We start from the raw sequence: 17337 nt of genomic DNA on the forward strand, positions 1-17337 counted from the left end.
ACTTGTTCGCAATATATTCCTGCTATGATGGATGATACATTCGTGATACTATTAAGATACAGTTTATACTTAGAAATGGGGTGGCATTTTGAAAAGGATTGACCGCATTTACGCGTATCTTGTTGAACAGTCGCAAGGCAAAACGCTTGATGAATGGATCCGTATAGAAGGATTTACAGCTTCGGATATCGCAAAAGACCTTGGCATTTTAAGAAACAATGTCAGTGCCGAGCTGAACAAGCTGTTGCGGCAGAAACGGATTATCAAAATAAAAGGCCGCCCGGTTCATTACTTGGTCAAACAAATCATGGAAGACCTTCTCGGAACGAAATTGCCGGAAGATCAATATGAATATGAAAATATACTTGAAGTGACGGGCGGGCAATCCCCGGATCCGGGCAACGGTCCGTCCGCAAATCATGATACCGCCTGGGAAACGAATCCCTTTGATGACCTGATCGGTTCGAAAACAAGCCTGAAAGTGCAGGTCGAACAGGCAAAGGCGGCCGTCCTCTATCCCCCGCACGGCCTTCATACGCTCATTGTCGGCCAGACTGGTGTCGGGAAAACGCTGTTTGCCAATTTGATGTTCAATTATGCAAAACTGGCAGCCCCGTTTATGGACGAAGACGCCCAATTTATTGTCTTTAACTGCGCGGATTATGCGAATAACCCGCAGCTCCTCATTTCCCACATTTTCGGTCATATTAAAGGCGCCTTTACGGGTGCGGACAGCGAAAAAGACGGCCTTGTTTCCAAAGCGGACGGCGGCATGCTGTTTCTCGATGAAATCCACCGGCTCCCGCCTGAAGGACAGGAAATGCTCTTTTACTTTATGGATACGGGGACGTATGCAAAGCTTGGGGAAACCGAACGGAATCGCAACGCCAATGTCCTGATCGTCGGGGCGACAACGGAAGACCCGGAATCTTCCTTGTTGAAAACGTTTGTCCGCCGTATTCCGATCCTGATCCGGATTCCGTCTTTTGAAGAACGGCCGGCAATTGACAAGATTGAGATTCTGAAATTCCTGCTTGCCATTGAAGCAAACCGCGTCCAAAAACCGATTAAAATTGATGCGGAATCGATGAAGGCGTTAATTGGCAATACGTCATACGGTAACGTCGGGCAGTTGAAATCCAACATCCAGCTTGTCTGCGCCAACGGTTTTCTGCACTGCCTGCACGATGATGTCATTACCATCCACTTTAAAGATCTGCCATCCGAACTGAAAAACGGTTTCTTCTATTTTAGTAGAAAACGCCAGGAAATCCAGGAGCTTTCCGATTTAATTGATTCCTATTTAACGGTTTATCCGGAAGGGGAAAACAAGGCGCTCTTTGAAGAAGACCCGTACGAACCGGATTTTAACCTGTACAACATCATCGAGGACAAAGTCAGTTTTATGATGGAACAGGACGTGTCGGATGAAGACATTAACCGGTTTCTGAAATTGGACATCGATATCCATTTAAACAAGTTTTACAACAAGTTTTCAAGCTATGCGCTGAACCGTGAGAAAATCTTAAAAATTGTCAGCGAAGATATCCTTAATTTCAGCGAAGAAGTGCAGGATATTGTGGAAAAACGGCTGAAGTGCAAAGTAAATGAACGTTTTTTGCTGGCGTTCAGCCTGCACTTGACTTCCTTCCTGAAGCGGGTAAAAAACCAGCAGGTGGCCAATTATACGAATATCGAAAATGTCATCAATGACCGACCGCAGGAGTATCAGCTGTCACTTGATATTTGCAAAATGATCGGGGAAAAATACCGCGTGCATGTACCGGTAAAAGAAGCCATGTACTTAACGATTTTGCTCACATCTCTTATAGACGAACAAAAGGCCGAGCAGGTGGCGATCCTCGTTGCCGCGCACGGGTTCAGCACCGCAAGCAGCATGGTAAGTGTTGTGAAAAGCCTCCTCGGTGAATCGAATGTGGACTGCATTGATATGCCGCTTGATATGGACCCGAAATATGTTTTGGAGGAAATGAAGAGGCGGGTAAAAGAAATTGATATGGGAAAAGGCGTCCTGCTGCTTGTCGATATGGGCTCGCTGACCGGGTTTGGCGATGTGATTACACAGGAAACGGGCATCAAAACGCGGACCATCGATATGGTGACAACGGCGCTCGTCATTGAAGCGATCCGCAAAGCGACGATTATGGAAATGGATCTCGACGATATTTATGAGTCATTAAAGGAATTCCGCGGCTACGGATCTTACCAGATGGAAAGCAAACCGCGGGAAACAGGGAAGCCCGTGAAACCGCAGGCCATTCTTTCCGTCTGTTCAACAGGGGAAGGGACGGCGGAAAAATTAAAGCAGCTGATTACAAGACTGCTCAAAAACATCGGCAAAACCAATATTGCCGTTATCCCGCTGCCAATCAACGAAGTAGAAGAAAAGAAAGAAATGCTGATGCAGAAATATGACATTTTGCTCGCTGTCGGGATTGCCGATCCGAAAGTCCAGGCACCGTTTGTTCCGCTTGAATCTTTGTTTATGGGCGACGGGGAAACGCAGGTCACCCATCTCATTCAAAACCACCAGTTGCTGAAACAACCGCCAAGGTCTCCGGCAATGGTGCGGGAAATGACGGAAGAAAGCCTGAATGAATTTTTAACCTTTTTAAATCCAAAGAAAGTGATCACAGCGATTACGGCGTTTGTCACTGTCCTTGAAAAAATAGCGGAAAGGCCGTTTAACAACGCATCGAAAATCAATATGAATATTCATATCGGTTGTGCGCTCGAAAGAATGGTCACCCATTCTGGCCTCATTTACAAAAATGACATCACGCCGGAAAAAACTGCTAAAATCAAAAAATATAAAAAGGCGGCGCAAATTTTTGAAGACCAGCTGAAATTGAAGCTGTCGGACGATGAACTTTATTATATTGCCGACATGATCGACCATTTATCTGCCGAGCAAACTGCAGCCGTGCGGTAATTTTTACCTGCAAATAGATTCTCACTATTTGCAGGCTTTTTTTATGCCGGGGAAAAAGACGGAGAGATATCCCTGATACGGAATGCACATGCAGGTCAAAAGTATCAAAATGATACAGGTATTGCAGAACTTTTTAATACAGTAGCGAAATGGAAAATAAAACCCTTTTTCAATGTGTATTAAACAAACGGTTTGTGTATCATAAGCATAAAAGGATTTCTGAAAACGCTTATTTGACAACGGTTGTTTTTTGATACTCAAAAGTTGGCACACATCTTGCATTATAATAGGCGGAAAGGCAAGTTTTTTACGATTGATTAGCAGGAGGTGGTCGGATGGCATTGGATATACGGCTTGCGCGCATTGATGATCGTTTGATTCATGGCCAGGTTGCCACGGTTTGGTCGAGGGCAGTGGGGATTGACCGGATTTTAGTGGCCAATGATGAAGCCGCCAATGACGAGCTGCGAAAGCTTTTATTGAAGCAAGCGACACCACCGAGCATCAAATCACATGTCATTACGAAGCAAAAACTGTTTGAACTTTACCAAAACCGGCTGTTTGACGAAATGAAAGTGATGCTGCTGTTTGTTTCGCCGCAGGATGTACTGGAAGTTGTCCAGGCAGGGGTTGGTTTGAAATCGGTCAATATCGGCGGCATGCGTTTTACGGAAGGCAAGAAGATGATCACCAATTTTATTTCAGTCAATGAGGATGATATCCAGGCCTTTGCGAAGCTGGCTGCACGCGGCATCGAATTGGAAATCCGCCAAGTGCCCGCCGACCGGAAAATCGATTTGATGCAGCTGATCAAAAAGGAAAAACGGCTACATCCATGAATTTAGTTACAGGTTCTTTAGAACTTATTTATAAGATTGATACTGTAACAATACGATTAGGGAGGTAAGAAGATGGTAGGAATTATCATTGCCAGTCACGGCGATTTCGCCAATGGTGTCTTGCAATCCGGAGAGATGATCTTCGGAAAGCAGGAAAATGTAAAAGCTGTTACATTGATGCCGAGCGAAGGCCCTGATAACGTAAAGGCAAAAATGAAAGAAGCAGTCGCCTCTTTCGACAACCAGGATGAAGTCCTCTTCTTAGTCGATCTTTGGGGCGGAACACCTTTCAACCAGGCCAACAGCTTGTTTGAAGAACACAAAGACAAGTGGGCCATCGTCTCAGGCATGAACTTGCCAATGCTCATTGAAGCATTTGCAGCACGCGCCACGATGAACAAAGCCCAGGACATTGCCGCGCATATTTTAGGCGCAGCGAAAGAAGGCGTGAAAGTAAGGCCTGAAGCATTACAGCCGGCCGCACCTTCCAAGCCTGCCGGAAAACCGTTAACGGCAGGGGCTCCTGGCAAGTTTGAATACGTGCTGGCACGGATCGACTCTCGCCTGCTCCACGGACAAGTCGCAACATCTTGGACAAAAACGACACGGCCTACACGTATCATCGTTGTATCGGATGCGGTAGCGAAGGACGAACTTCGGAAGAAACTGATTCAACAGGCTGCGCCCCCTGGTGTAAAGGCACACGTTGTTCCTATCCGTAAAATGATTGAACTTGCGAAAGATGACCAGCATTTCGGTGGCCAGCGCGCCCTGCTTCTTTTTGAAAACCCGCAGGATGTGCTCCGTGCAGTCGAGGGCGGCGTTCCATTGAAAACAATCAACGTCGGTTCCATGGCACACTCGCCGGGCAAAGTTCAGCCAAACAAGGTGCTGGCATTTAGCCAGAATGATATTGATGCTTTCAAAAAAATGAAAGAACTGGGGCTAAAGTTTGATGTGCGCAAAGTTCCGGGCGATGCAAAAGGCGACATGGACGAAATTCTCAAAAGGGCTCAGGAAGAGCTGAACAAACAAAAATAATCCTGCCCATCAGGAGAAAAGGGAGGACGACTCGTTATGGATTTAAATATTGTCCAAATGATACTAGTCTTTATCGTAGCATTTTTAGCTGGTATGGAAGGGATTTTGGACCAATTCCAGTTCCATCAGCCACTCGTTGCTTGTACGTTAATTGGCCTCGTTACAGGTAACTTGGTGCCATGTATTATCTTAGGCGGTACCCTGCAAATGATCGCTTTAGGCTGGGCAAACATCGGGGCTGCCGTAGCGCCGGATGCTGCGCTTGCATCCGTTGCATCTGCCATTATCTTAGTTTTAAGCGGCGCAGGCAAAGCCGGTGTATCTTCTGCAATCGCGATTGCCGTTCCGCTTGCGGTTGCCGGCCTCTTATTGACGATCATCGTTCGTACCATTGCAACAGGGATTGTCCACTTAATGGATGCCGCAGCGCGGGAAGGAAACATCAGAACAGTTGAGTTTTGGCATATTGTTGCGATTTGCCTGCAAGGGCTGCGTATTGCGATTCCGGCAGTCCTGGTTTTAGCCATTGGTGCAGGACCGGTGCGTGACTTGTTATCCGCCATGCCGACCTGGTTGACAGACGGCCTTGCAATCGGCGGGGGAATGGTCGTTGCTGTTGGTTATGCAATGGTCATTAATATGATGGCGACAAGAGAAGTATGGCCGTTCTTCGCCATTGGGTTCGTTTTGGCAACTGTTTCGCAAATTACCCTTATCGGCCTTGGCGGTATCGGTGTGTCACTTGCACTGATTTATTTGGCGCTCTCCAAACAAGGCGGCTCCGGTAAAGGCGGCGGAAATGCAAACACCGGCGATCCGTTAGGCGATATTATTGACAATTACTAAGAAGGAGGCGGACAGAAAAATGGCACAAGAACTAAAATTATCTAGAAAAGATCGTATTTCTGTATGGTGGCGTTCAACTTTCCTTCAAGGTTCCTGGAACTATGAACGGATGCAAAACGGCGGCTGGGCATATACCATGATTCCGGCCATCAAAAAATTATATAAAACGAAAGAAGACCGTTCTGCTGCCCTGCAGCGCCACTTGGAATTTTTTAACACTCACCCTTATGTCGCTGCACCGATTGTTGGTGTAACTTTAGCGCTTGAAGAAGAACGTGCAAACGGCGCTCCCGTTGACGACACAGCCATTCAAGGTGTGAAAGTCGGGATGATGGGGCCTTTGGCAGGGATCGGGGATCCGGTATTCTGGTTCACGGTCAGGCCAATCCTTGGTGCGTTAGGTGCTTCTCTGGCATTGAACGGCAACATTCTCGGGCCAATTATTTTCTTCGTTGCATGGAACCTCATCCGGATGGGATTCCTGTGGTATACACAAGAATTCGGCTACAGAGCTGGTTCAAGAATTACGGAGGACTTATCGGGCGGCATTCTTCAGGATATTACAAAAGGCGCATCGATCCTTGGGATGTTTATCCTTGGCGCGCTGGTTAACAGATGGGTATCGATTAAGTTTACACCAGTTGTATCACAAGTAAAACTTTCTAAAGGCGCTTATATTGACTGGAATCATTTGCCTGCCGGAGCACAGGGGATTAAAACGGCGCTTGAACAGCAAGCTGCCGGCCTCTCATTGGAACCGGTCAAAGTCACGACATTGCAAAACAACCTGGACAGCTTAATTCCGGGCCTTGCCGCATTGCTTTTGACGCTGTTCTGCATGTGGCTTTTGAAAAAGAAAGTGTCTCCGATCGTTATGATTCTTGGATTGTTTGTTGTTGGTATCGTATTCCATTTAATTCACTTAATGTAAGAAAAGGCAAATGCCCGGGCTTTCTGGCCTGGGCTTTTTTCAAAAAAACCGCCAGCCCCTGGGTTGTATACGGGTTCTGAGTATGTTTTGCTTCAGGCGGTAAAACTTCGTATAATAAGGGAGAGGCCAGCCGGGGAAGATTTGCCCCGGATTTACAAATACGGTTGCGGGAAGAATTGCGATGTACAGCCGTTTCACCGGTCAACCAGGACCCTTTTTAGAAGCGAAGATCCGGAAATCAAGATAAGCTGTATAGATATGAATTTTTGAAACCACAAAAAGAAAAGAACGGGGTGGATCAAATGGTCCAATCAATCAATACAAAAGTGGATTTGGTGATAAAGGCAGCCGCGCATATGGGATTGACAGATTACGGCAAAATCATGATCGGCGATAAAGGATTTGAATTTTTCAATGAGCGCGATGTGCGCAAATACATTCAAATTCCTTGGGAAGAAGTCGATTACGTGATCGCTTCCGTCATGTTTAAAGGAAAATGGATCCCGCGTTATGCGATCAAAACGAAGAAAAACGGGACATACACCTTTTCTTCCAAAGATCCGAAAAGGGTGTTGCGGGCGGTCCGCCAATATGTGGATCCGAATCGGATGGTTCAGTCACTGAGTTTCTTCGATGTTGTGAAGCGCAGTTTTAAGAGAAAACCGAAAAAGCAATAGTTTTAAAAGACAAGGCAGGTTAAACTTGTCTTTTTTTGTTGGCTGTTCCGGGGAAATGGCAGGAAGAGCACGGAAAGTTTCCCTGAAGCCGGGCTGTTTGAAAAGCCGGATCACAGGACCGTTCTGAATCGTCGTCCAAAGCCTGTGGGCGTTGTCATTTTGTAAATATTATGATATGTTTTTTTATGAAAGCATCAGGGGTATTGGCAACTTTGTTTTACATAAAACTGTAAGTGCTTACAGTTTTGGCAAAATACAGAAACGGAGGATGGATGGAGATGGGAAATACGACACAGTTTGTGCCGGGGCTTGAAGGGGTTGTCGCTGTTGAAACGGAGCTTTCTTTTCTTGACACGGCCCAAGGCGAGATCGTTTTAAAGGGGTATGACTTGATTGAGTTGTCGAAAACGAAAAGCTATCTGGACATCGTGCATTTGCTTCTTGAAGGCACGCTCCCGAATGATGCCGAGAAAAAAGCGTTGGAAGAAAGTTTAAAGAAAAACTACCGGATTCCAGACGCCGTGCTGGACATTTTGAAGCTATTGCCGGCATCCACCCACCCGATGGATGCGCTCCGTACAGGGGTTTCAGCGCTGGCGGGGTATGATGAAAACCTGCTGGACCGCTCCCGTAAAGCCAATTTAAACCGTGCATACCATTTGCTCGGGAATGTGCCGAACATTGTTGCAAACAGCTACCATCTTTTAAATGGCGAGGACCCGGTTGAACCGCGGCAGGATTTGTCGTACAGCGCCAATTTCCTGTACATGATCACCGGGAAAGTCCCTTCGGAAAAGGAAGAAAAGATTTTCGACCGTTCCCTTGTCCTGTACAGCGAACATGAACTGCCGAATTCGACTTTTACGGCAAGGGTCATTGCGTCCACCTTGTCCGATTTATACGGGGCGTTAACAGGCGCAGTGGCATCGCTCAAGGGCCATCTGCACGGGGGCGCCAATGAAGCGGTGATGGAGATGCTGAAAGAAGCCGGCACGGTGGAAAAATTTGAAGAAATGCTTTATACGAAACTGAAAAACAAAGAAAAAGTAATGGGGTTCGGCCACCGCGTCTACATGAAAAAGATGGACCCGCGCGCCTTGATGATGAAAGAAGCGCTGAAAGAACTTTGTGCGGAAAAAGGGGATCATTCGCTGCTTGAAATGTGCGAAGCCGGGGAAAAAATCATGGCGCAGGAAAAAGGGCTCTATCCGAACCTCGATTATTATGCAGCCCCGGTTTATTGGATGCTCGGCATTCCGATTCCGCTTTATACGCCGATCTTTTTCAGTTCAAGAACGGTCGGGCTGTGCGCACATGTGATGGAGCAGCATGAAAACAACCGCCTGTTCCGTCCGCGCGTCCAATACAAAGGCCCGCGCGGTTTGCATCCGCAAGATTAAGTTTTAAAAAGGCCTGCGACCGGATGGCTTGCATTCGCAAGATGAGGTTTTAAAAAGGCGGGACCATTAAGAGATAAAGTGAACAAAAAGCTGGGGTAAAACGCTGTCTTAAGGACCCGGTGTTGCACTGCAGATGAAGTTTGGAAAGGGGAATGTTTAAATTGGCCGGTACAACAGCTGTAAATGAAAAAACAGGGGAGCGGGATGCCCTGATAGAAGAAATTGCCCGTTATGTGCTAGACAAAGAGATTACGAGTTCCGAAGCTTTTGAGACTGCGCGTTACGGGCTTTTGGATACGCTCGGCTGCGGCATTCTCGCCCTCCGTTTTCCGGAGTGTGCAAAAATGCTCGGTCCGATCGTTCCGGGTACAACCGTGCCGAACGGGACGCATGTGCCGGGCACTTCCTATGTGCTCGATCCGGTTGCGGGGGCGTTTAATATTGGCTGCATGATCCGCTGGCTCGATTATAACGATACGTGGCTCGCGGCGGAGTGGGGGCACCCTTCCGACAACCTCGGCGGCATCCTTGCTGTTGCGGATTTTTTGAGCCGGACGCGCGTTGCCAACGGGAAAGCACCGCTAAAAGTGCGCGATGTGCTCGAGGGCATGATCAAAGCCCATGAAATCCAAGGTGTGCTTGCTTTGGAAAACAGTTTGAACCGCGTCGGGCTTGACCATGTTTTATTTGTCAAAGTGGCTACAGCTGCTGTTGCGACAAAAATGCTCGGCGGCGGGAAAAACGAAATCATGAACGCCGTTTCCCACGCCTGGATTGATAACGGCCCGTTGCGCACATACCGGCATGCGCCGAATACCGGTTCGCGCAAATCATGGGCGGCCGGCGATGCAACCAGCAGGGGCGTGGCGCTTGCGCTGATTGCGATGAAAGGGGAGATGGGTTATCAAACGCCGCTTTCCGCACCCGGGTGGGGATTCCAGGACGTGATGTTCAAAGGGAAAGAACTGAAACTGGCCCGCCCGCTCGGTTCCTATGTGATGGAAAATGTTTTATTTAAAGTATCGTATCCGGCAGAATTCCATGCACAGACGGCAGCAGAAGCCGCAGTCAAACTCCATCCGGTTGTAGCTGGGAAACTGGATCAAATCAGCCGGATTACAATTACGACGCATGAGTCCGCCATCCGCATCATTGACAAAAAAGGGCCGCTTTATAACCCTGCTGACCGCGACCATTGCATCCAGTATGTGACGGCTGTCGGCCTGATCAAAGGCAATATTACGGCGGACGATTATGAAGACGCAGTCGCCGCTGACCCGCGCATTGATGCATTGAGGGAAAAAATGGCAGTTGTTGAAAACAAACAATACAGCATCGATTACCTTGATCCGGATAAACGTTCCATCGCGAATGCCGTACAAGTCTTTTTTGAAGACGGCACATCAACTGAAAATGTGGAAGTCGAGTATCCGCTTGGCCACCGCTTCAGAAGGGAAGAAGCGATCCCGAAAATTATCACCAAGTTTTCGGATAATATCGCCACCCACTATTCCGCGAAGCAGCAGGAAAGGATCAAAGAAGCCTGCCTTGCGGGAGAAGCGCTTGAAAAAATGGCCGTTCATGAATTCGTCAATTTATTCACCTTGTAGAAAGGATGTTGCACCATGGTTTGGATTGTCAATCACCCGTCTTCACAGGAGGCGCTTGCCAAACGGTTTAAGGAACGCATACAGGCGCCAGGCATTTTGCAAATCCCCGGCGCGCATGATGCAATGGCGGCACTCATTGCAAAAAACACAGGGTTTGAGGCGCTTTATTTATCAGGCGCTGCCTATACCGCGAGCAAAGGGATTCCGGATCTTGGCATGATCACATTGACGGAAATGGCGGAACGTGCACGCGATCTCGTGCGTGCCACCGATTTACCGGTTCTTGTTGACATTGACACCGGCTTTGGCGGCGTGCTGAACGTTGCCCGCACCGCCCGCGAAATGGTTGAAGCAGGGGTTGCGGCTGTTCAGATTGAAGACCAGCAGCTTCCGAAAAAATGCGGGCATTTAAACGGCAAACAGCTTGTGGAGACATCCGACATGCGCGAAAAAATCCGGGCGCTCAAAAGTGTGGCACCGCACCTCGTAGTTGTCGCACGTACGGACGCAAGAGGCGTCGAAGGGCTGGATTCCGCCTTGACGCGAGCTGAGGCGTATGTGGAAGCGGGGGCGGATGCGATTTTTCCGGAAGCGCTCGAGTCCCGTGATGAATTCCGGCTGTTTGCGAAAAAAATAAAAGCGCCGCTCCTTGCCAATATGACCGAATTCGGTAAAACCCCGTATTATACGGCGGAAGAATTTCAGGAAATGGGATACGCGATGGTCATTTATCCGGTTACTTCGCTGCGCGTTGCCGCAAAAGCTTATGAAAGGGTGTTTGAAAAAATCAAAAACGAAGGCACGCAAAAAAATGCCCTTTCCGACATGCAGACGAGAAAAGAGCTTTACAGCACGATTTCTTTAGAGGAATTTGAAGCGCTCGACCAGTCGATCGCTAAAACGATTCTGCCTGTTACGCCTGATCCTTCCTCATCAACGTAAAGAAAAAGGGCAAACCCGCCTTTTCCGTGCGGGTTTGCCCTTTTAAACTTAGCGGCCGGCCTATTTGGGGCTTACTCAATAAGCAAAATGGATACTGACAGCTTTGGCAAAAATTTTAAATGCAAGGGTTTTTTTCGACATCCAGCACTTTTTCGCGAACATCTACCTTTTTTCTTGCGACGTTGAGTAGTTTTCGCCAAATTCGTTTTTCAACCCGGATGCCGTTGTTTGGCCGGAAACTTCTGTGGCAGGATCGGCTGTTCTGGGAGCGGCCGTTTCATTGAGGGCAGAAGCATCATTGTCTACGAGCACAAGATAGTGTCCGGCATCAATTTCAGTCGAATAGCGGTCCAGTTCGTCCTGCGGGAGATCCAGATTGGTCAGTTTTCTTGTCGTTTCATCATAATAGTCCGGCTTGAAGAACCCTTTGATTTTCTCCCAGACAGAGCTGTTTTGTTCATCCTGGACAGTGGTGGTGTGGTCCACATTTGCGCCGGTCTGCTTTTTCAATAAAGTTCCATCATTCCCGTTTGAAATAATAGAAATATTGGAAGTGCTGTAGCCTTGTGCGGTCAACCGGTCTACTACGTCAATCGTTTCCTGCAACGTTGTGTAAATACCAACTACTTCTTTTGCCATCTCTATCTGCCTCCTAATGGTGATAGTGCATTTTTACCCGGTAGAAAAAGGGTTAAACGAGTTTCATAGGTTTTGACATCTCCATAAAATTCAGTCAATATAGAATTAAATGGAGGGAGAGAGATGGAAGAATCTGCATATCTATCGTATGATGCAACAGGGCTGGCCGGACTCGTAAAGCGAAAAGAAGTAAGTGTGGAAGAAGTGCTTGAGGCGGCAATGGCCCGGATTGAAAAAACAAACAGGCGTTTAAATGCCGTCATCCGGACACGGTTTGAGAAAGCAAAAAAGGAAGCGGCCACGCTCCGTACAGATGAGCAGCCATTTGCCGGCGTGCCGATTTTGCTGAAAGACCTTTCTCAGGCAGTAAAGGGCGAGCTGCTCACATCCGGATCAAAACTGCTCCAGCAAAACCGTGCCAGAGAAGATGCTTTTTTTACGGCAAAATTGAAGGAAGCGGGGTTTATCATTCTCGGACATACAAACGTACCGGAATTTGGATTAAAAAATATTACGGAACCTGAACTTTATGGTCCGGCGCGCAATCCGTGGAATCCCCATTTTTCACCCGGCGGATCAAGCGGTGGTTCCGCGGCTGCGGTGGCTTCCGGGATGGTACCGGTTGCCGGTGCAAGTGACGGCGGCGGATCGATCCGCATCCCAGCTTCTTTTACAAGTTTAACAGGATTAAAGCCGACAAGGGGAAGGACACCGGTCGGGCCGGGCCGTGGACGGCAATGGCAAGGGGCGGCTATTGACTTTGTGCTGGCAAAAACAGTCAGAGACAGTGCAGCGCTCCTCGATGTGCTACAAACGGTAGAGCCCGCCGCTGCTTTTCAAACGCCGCTTTTTCCGGGATATGTAAAGGAACTAGAGCGGAGTGGAACGAAAAAATACCGGATCGCGTTTTCGGTTGAATCGCCGGTCGGGACGCCTGTCAGCCGCGATGCAAAACAGGCTGTCTATAAAACGGCAAAATGGCTGGAGCAGGAGGGCCATCTTGTGGAAGAAGCCAAAAACGGTGTTGACGGCAGGCGGCTGATGGAAAACTATTATTTAATGAACTGCGGGGAAATGGCGGCGGAACTTTCGGATTTGGAAAGCGCACTTAGACGCCCGCTTACGGAAAAAGATATGGAGCCGGTTTCGTGGGTCTTGTATGCTGCCGGGAAAAATGTCACGGCGGCGGAATACGCAAAGAGCCTTGCGGAGTGGGATAAAGCCGCAGCACAAATGGCTGCTTTCCATGAGACTTATGACCTGTATATCACGCCTTCAACCGCGTTTCCGGCACCGAAAATCGGGGAACTTACCCAAACCGGGAAAGAGCGGGATCGCTTGTTTGGCGTTACCGGACTTCCGAAAGAAAAGCAGCAGGCACTTGTCTATGATATGTTTGAACCGAGCTTAACGTTTTCCCCGTTTACGCAGCTGGCCAATTTAACCGGGCAGCCGGCGATCAGCCTGCCGGTTCATGTAACAGCGGCCGGGCTTCCTTTAGGGGTACAGCTGGTTGCGCCGAAAGGAAATGAACATTGGCTGCTGGATGTCGCTTATGCGCTCGAACAGTCGGAACTTTGGGTTGGCATGCAGGGAAACCCTTGCCTTTAAAGCATGAATAAGCGGCGTTACTTACGCACGGGTTGGAACTCTACGTTAAGGAAGGCCGCGAAAAATCCTCGCTACCTTAACGTAGAGTCACTCTACGTTAAGGAAGGAGACCAAAAATCCCCGCTATCTTAACGTAGGGCGTTCTATGTTAAGGAAGGGTGAAAAAAGCAGGATTTATCTTAACATAGAAAGGAAGCTCGACAAAAAGACATGCTTTCTTAATGTAGAGACGTCCTATGTTAAGGCTGCCCAAAAGTCCCGCTTCCTTAACGTAGAGGCGTTCTACGTTAAGGAAGCTCGAAAAAAATGCCCGCTTTCTTAATGTAGAGGCGTTCTATGTTGAGGAATGCCGGCAAAAAGTTCCGCTATCTTAACGTAGAACTCTCTATGTTAAGGAAGGTCGTCCAAAAGTCCCGCTTCCTTAACGTAGAGGCGTTCTACGTTAAGGAAGCTCGAAAAAAATGCCCGCTATCTTAACGTAGAGGCGTTCTATGTTAAGGAAGCCCGCCCAAAAGTCATGCTTTCTTAATGTAGAGACGTCCTATGTTAAGGAAGGCTGCCCAAAAGTTCCGCTATCTTAACATAGAGGCGCTCTATGTTAAGGAAGCCCGAAAAAAAGACATGCTATCTTAACGTAGAGGCGTTCTACGTTAAGGAAGTCCGAAAAAAAGACATGCTATCTTAACGTAGAGGCGTTCTATGTTAAGGAAGGCCGTCAAAAATCCCCGCTATCTTAACGCCCCAATCTTTACCAAGGCAGGCAAAGGCCGGCTTGCGCACCGCACCATCCTATTGAAAATTTTTTGCCAAAAAGGATGGCTTTCATGTTACAATAAAATTACAAGGAAAAAAAGCAGGGGAGCCGGTTTGGCTGAGAGGATGCCGCTTTGCATCGACCCTTCACCTGATCTGGATAATGCCAGCGTAGGGAGTCTCATATTGAAGCATGTTTCGGCATGTTTTGGATGGACAGGCTTTCTTGCGCATGCAATGAAAGCTTTTTTATTTGAAAAAAAGGAGGAGAATTTGATGGAAAAATCGAATCAAGTAACGGTTTCTTTTTCAGTTGTTCCGCATATTAAAAGTGATGACTTATACGGTGTCGTCGACCGCGCGATCGAAGTCGTCCAAAACGCCGGCGTACGTTATGAAGTCGGGGCAATGGAAACGACGATGGAAGGCGATCTTGACGAGCTGCTTGAGATCATCAAAAAAGCGCAGGATGCTTGCGTCCAAGCCGGTGCGATTGATGTCCTCACATCGATCAAAATCCATTACCGGCCAAGCACCGGGGTGACAATGGATGAAAAAATTGCAAAATATCGCGAACAAACGCCGCAGCCGGTTCGTTAACACGGCGCTCACGGCTGCCTGGCTCATTTTTTTGCTCTTCGTCTGGCAAGGGGTAACGGCCGGCTTTCATATCAGTGAATGGATGCTGCCAAAACCGACGGAAGTATGGCAGGAATTGAAAAGCCTGCAATGGATGGTTTGGCCCAATATTTGGCAAACTGCAAAAGAAGTATTGATCGGACTAGCCTTTTCCATTGTGATTGGCGCAGCGATTGCCGTTTTTATGGATATGGTTCCCGTTTTCCGGATGCTGGTCCGGCCGCTTTTGGTCGTTTCGCAAACGATTCCGATTGTGGCAATTGCGCCGCTTTTAATCGTCTGGTTCGGATTCGGGCTCCAGTCAAAAATCATTGTGGTCATTTTAATCTGCTTTTTCCCGCTGGCATTGAGCATCCTGGAAGGGTTTCAAACGGTGGATGATGACTTGGTGAAACTGTTAAAGACCATGCATGCTTCAAAATGGCAGCTATACCGGAAAGTCAAATTTCCGGCTGTGCTCCCTTACTTTTTTTCCGGTTTAAAAATTGCCGTTACATATAGTGTGATGGGTGCCATTATCGGTGAGTGGCTCGGCGCAAGCGAAGGGCTCGGCGTCATGCTGACAAGGGCGACGAAATCTTTTATGACGGCCCGCCTGTTTGCTATCTCTGCTGTCATCATTGGGCTCACATTTCTTTTATACGGCGCTGTTGAATGTTTGCAAAGGCTATCCGCACCATGGGTATACCGAAAGGAAGATCATCAATGAGGAAAATGTTAATCATCTTGCAGGCGGCCATGTTGCTGCTTGCTGCTGGATGCACCAGCAGCGGGCAGAAAGAAAACAGCAAAAAAGCGCTGCAAAAGGTGACGGTTGTGCTGGACTGGTTTCCGAACACCAATCATACCGGCCTGTATGTAGCTAAAACAAAACACTATTTTCAAAAGCAGGGCCTGGATGTGAAAATCATCCAGCCGGGGGACAATATTACGGCTGAACAAATGGTGGCTTCCGGGAAAGCGGATTTCGGGGTCAGCTATCAGGAAAATGTCACCACGGCAAGGACGGAAGGAATTCCGATTGTGTCCATTGCCGCGATTATCCAGCACAATACTTCTGGCTTTGCTTCTTTGAAAAAAGACAACATCACTTCTCCGAAAGACTTTGAAGGAAAACGTTACGGCGGCTGGGGTTCGCCGTCTGAAGAAGCCGTCATCAAAACGGTCATGGAAAAATATGGCGCCGACTACAGCAAAGTAAAAAATATTGTGCTCGGCCAGACGGATTTTTTCAAATCAATCGGGCGTGAAGCGGATTTTGAATGGATTTATTACGGCTGGGACGGCATCCAGGCAGAGCGGAGCGGGAAAAAACTGAATCTTATCATGGTCAAAGATCTCGACCCTGCGCTTGATTATTACAGCCCGGTCATCATTACAAGCGAAAAACTGGCCAAAGGGGATAAACCTCTTGTCAAATCTTTTATGAAGGCTACGGCTCAAGGCTATACATTTGCAATCAAGCACCCGGAACAGGCCGCCGATATCCTGATTAAGGACGTGCCGGATACAAATAAAGGGCTTGTCCGCGCCAGCCAGAAGTGGCTAAGCACGAAGTACCAGGACGATGCCGCGGAATGGGGGGTACAGAAGGAAGAAGTGTGGCGCCGTTATATGGACTTCCTTTATGACCATAAAGTCATTAAGAAAAAAATCAACATCAAGGCTGCCTACACAAACGAATTTCTTCCAAACCGGCCATGACGTATTTGCAATTGGAAGGTATTACGAAAACATTTGGCGGGAAAAAAGTGCTGGAAGGCATTTCCGCAACGATCCGGAAAGGTGAATTCTGTACTTTTATCGGGCCGAGCGGATGCGGAAAAAGCACGCTGTTAAATATCATTGCCGGGATTGAAAAGGCGAATGGCGGCAAAGTGCTGCTTGACGGCAAACCGGATGGGGTTCAGGATGCCGCCGGTTTCATGCCGCAGCAGGATTTGCTTCTGCCTTGGCGGACGGCACTGCAAAACATTGTTTTGCCGCTTGAAATAAAAGGGGTGCGGAAACGGGAACGGGTTTTGCGGGGGATGGAGGTGCTCCGGCAGTTTGGCCTTGAGGATTACGCCGGCCACTATCCCGCCTCGCTCTCTGGCGGCATGCGGCAGCGGATCAGCTTTTTGCGCACGTATTTATGCGAAAAACCGGTTATGCTGCTAGACGAACCGTTCGGGAAGCTCGATGCCTTTACTAAAATGGATGTCCACCGCTGGCTGCTCGAATCATGGGAGAAAGGAAACCAGACGATTCTTATGGTTACCCATGATCTTGATGAAGCCGTGCTGCTATCGGACCGTGTTTTTGTCATGTCGCAGCAGCCGTCCGCCATCATCCACGAATTGAAGGTGCATTTGCCGCGCCCGCGGAAATGGGAGATGCTCTCTTCGGATGCGTTGAAAAAAGACAAAGATGAACTGTTAAGAGAACTTGCCTCATTTTTGGGGAAATAAAAAAAG

The 17337-nt window shown here is 48.1% G+C and carries 15 protein-coding genes and 1 riboswitch; of the genes, 14 read left to right on the forward strand and 1 reads right to left on the reverse strand.

Going from position 1 to position 17337, the window contains the following annotated elements; genetic code table 11:
- Positions 1 to 88: 88 nt before the first annotated feature.
- The 9 genes from NSS95_RS02910 to prpB all read left to right on the forward strand — a co-directional run bounded on the left by NSS95_RS02910 (position 89) and on the right by prpB (position 11239).
- Complete coding sequence (locus NSS95_RS02910; RefSeq protein ID WP_061565696.1) at positions 89 to 2953, forward strand: sigma-54-dependent transcriptional regulator; 2865 nt, start codon at positions 89 to 91, stop codon at positions 2951 to 2953.
- Between the two features lie 335 nt (positions 2954 to 3288).
- Complete coding sequence (locus NSS95_RS02915) at positions 3289 to 3792, forward strand: PTS system mannose/fructose/N-acetylgalactosamine-transporter subunit IIB (protein WP_061565697.1); 504 nt, start codon at positions 3289 to 3291, stop codon at positions 3790 to 3792.
- Positions 3793 to 3864: 72 nt separating this feature from the next.
- Positions 3865 to 4833, forward strand: coding sequence for a mannose/fructose/sorbose PTS transporter subunit IIA (locus tag NSS95_RS02920; protein WP_014096011.1), 969 nt, complete (start codon positions 3865 to 3867; stop codon positions 4831 to 4833).
- Positions 4834 to 4869: 36 nt separating this feature from the next.
- Positions 4870 to 5679, forward strand: a complete 810-nt coding sequence (locus NSS95_RS02925; protein ID WP_014096010.1) for a PTS mannose/fructose/sorbose transporter subunit IIC — start codon at positions 4870 to 4872, stop codon at positions 5677 to 5679.
- A 19-nt stretch (positions 5680 to 5698) separates the two neighbouring features.
- Positions 5699 to 6610 (forward strand): PTS system mannose/fructose/sorbose family transporter subunit IID, encoded by a 912-nt coding sequence (locus NSS95_RS02930; RefSeq protein ID WP_014096009.1) that lies wholly within the window; start codon positions 5699 to 5701, stop codon positions 6608 to 6610.
- Positions 6611 to 6912: 302 nt separating this feature from the next.
- Entirely contained in the window at positions 6913 to 7287 is a 375-nt protein-coding gene (locus NSS95_RS02935; RefSeq protein ID WP_014096008.1) for a DUF956 family protein, read from the forward strand.
- Positions 7288 to 7565: 278 nt separating this feature from the next.
- A complete protein-coding gene (gene mmgD / locus NSS95_RS02940; RefSeq protein ID WP_017551979.1) occupies positions 7566 to 8687 on the forward strand; it encodes a citrate synthase in 1122 nt (373 codons plus the stop codon).
- Positions 8688 to 8839: 152 nt separating this feature from the next.
- A complete protein-coding gene (gene prpD / locus NSS95_RS02945; RefSeq protein WP_061577635.1) occupies positions 8840 to 10297 on the forward strand; it encodes a 2-methylcitrate dehydratase in 1458 nt (485 codons plus the stop codon).
- A 15-nt stretch (positions 10298 to 10312) separates the two neighbouring features.
- Positions 10313 to 11239 (forward strand): methylisocitrate lyase, encoded by a 927-nt coding sequence (gene prpB, locus NSS95_RS02950; RefSeq protein WP_014096005.1) that lies wholly within the window; start codon positions 10313 to 10315, stop codon positions 11237 to 11239.
- Between the two features lie 162 nt (positions 11240 to 11401).
- Here the strand turns inward: prpB and NSS95_RS02955 are convergent, their stop codons facing one another.
- Positions 11402 to 11878 (reverse strand): general stress protein, encoded by a 477-nt coding sequence (locus tag NSS95_RS02955; RefSeq protein ID WP_014096004.1) that lies wholly within the window; start codon positions 11876 to 11878, stop codon positions 11402 to 11404.
- A 123-nt stretch (positions 11879 to 12001) separates the two neighbouring features.
- Between NSS95_RS02955 and NSS95_RS02960 the strand changes: the two genes are divergently transcribed.
- The 5 genes from NSS95_RS02960 (at position 12002) to NSS95_RS02980 (ending at position 17331) form a co-directional block, all read left to right on the forward strand.
- Positions 12002 to 13489 (forward strand): amidase, encoded by a 1488-nt coding sequence (locus NSS95_RS02960; RefSeq protein WP_014096003.1) that lies wholly within the window; start codon positions 12002 to 12004, stop codon positions 13487 to 13489.
- 845 nt (positions 13490 to 14334) lie between these two features.
- A riboswitch (TPP riboswitch) is annotated at positions 14335 to 14437 on the forward strand.
- A gap of 81 nt (positions 14438 to 14518) precedes the next feature.
- Entirely contained in the window at positions 14519 to 14842 is a 324-nt protein-coding gene (locus tag NSS95_RS02965; protein ID WP_013858509.1) for an MTH1187 family thiamine-binding protein, read from the forward strand.
- A complete protein-coding gene (locus NSS95_RS02970) occupies positions 14793 to 15590 on the forward strand; it encodes an ABC transporter permease (RefSeq protein WP_035182360.1) in 798 nt (265 codons plus the stop codon). The genes NSS95_RS02965 and NSS95_RS02970 overlap by 50 nt, the downstream gene beginning before the upstream one ends.
- Positions 15587 to 16585, forward strand: a complete 999-nt coding sequence (locus tag NSS95_RS02975) for an ABC transporter substrate-binding protein (RefSeq protein WP_035189444.1) — start codon at positions 15587 to 15589, stop codon at positions 16583 to 16585. The genes NSS95_RS02970 and NSS95_RS02975 overlap by 4 nt, the downstream gene beginning before the upstream one ends.
- Positions 16582 to 17331 (forward strand): ABC transporter ATP-binding protein, encoded by a 750-nt coding sequence (locus NSS95_RS02980; protein ID WP_013858512.1) that lies wholly within the window; start codon positions 16582 to 16584, stop codon positions 17329 to 17331. Before NSS95_RS02975 ends, NSS95_RS02980 begins: the two co-directional genes overlap by 4 nt.
- Positions 17332 to 17337: the final 6 nt, after the last annotated feature.

It is taken from the genome of Weizmannia sp. FSL K6-3076 (genome assembly GCF_038007245.1).
In the GTDB taxonomy this organism is placed as follows: Bacteria; Bacillota; Bacilli; order Bacillales; family Bacillaceae_C; genus Weizmannia; species Weizmannia faecalis.

Bases quoted from the DNA above. Each gene is read 5' to 3' on its own strand.
- NSS95_RS02970 (WP_035182360.1), top strand. From the start codon at position 14,793: ATGAAAAAATTGCAAAATATCGCGAACAAACGCCGCAGCCGGTTCGTT.
- NSS95_RS02920 (WP_014096011.1), top strand. From the start codon at position 3,865: ATGGTAGGAATTATCATTGCCAGTCACGGCGATTTCGCCAATGGTGTC.
- NSS95_RS02955 (WP_014096004.1), bottom strand. From the start codon at position 11,878: ATGGCAAAAGAAGTAGTTGGTATTTACACAACGTTGCAGGAAACGATT.
- NSS95_RS02960 (WP_014096003.1), top strand. From the start codon at position 12,002: ATGGAAGAATCTGCATATCTATCGTATGATGCAACAGGGCTGGCCGGA.
- NSS95_RS02965 (WP_013858509.1), top strand. From the start codon at position 14,519: ATGGAAAAATCGAATCAAGTAACGGTTTCTTTTTCAGTTGTTCCGCAT.
- NSS95_RS02915 (WP_061565697.1), top strand. From the start codon at position 3,289: ATGGCATTGGATATACGGCTTGCGCGCATTGATGATCGTTTGATTCAT.
- NSS95_RS02930 (WP_014096009.1), top strand. From the start codon at position 5,699: ATGGCACAAGAACTAAAATTATCTAGAAAAGATCGTATTTCTGTATGG.
- NSS95_RS02925 (WP_014096010.1), top strand. From the start codon at position 4,870: ATGGATTTAAATATTGTCCAAATGATACTAGTCTTTATCGTAGCATTT.
- prpB (WP_014096005.1), top strand. From the start codon at position 10,313: ATGGTTTGGATTGTCAATCACCCGTCTTCACAGGAGGCGCTTGCCAAA.
- prpD (WP_061577635.1), top strand. From the start codon at position 8,840: ATGTTTAAATTGGCCGGTACAACAGCTGTAAATGAAAAAACAGGGGAG.
- NSS95_RS02935 (WP_014096008.1), top strand. From the start codon at position 6,913: ATGGTCCAATCAATCAATACAAAAGTGGATTTGGTGATAAAGGCAGCC.
- NSS95_RS02980 (WP_013858512.1), top strand. From the start codon at position 16,582: ATGACGTATTTGCAATTGGAAGGTATTACGAAAACATTTGGCGGGAAA.
- NSS95_RS02975 (WP_035189444.1), top strand. From the start codon at position 15,587: ATGAGGAAAATGTTAATCATCTTGCAGGCGGCCATGTTGCTGCTTGCT.
- mmgD (WP_017551979.1), top strand. From the start codon at position 7,566: ATGGGAAATACGACACAGTTTGTGCCGGGGCTTGAAGGGGTTGTCGCT.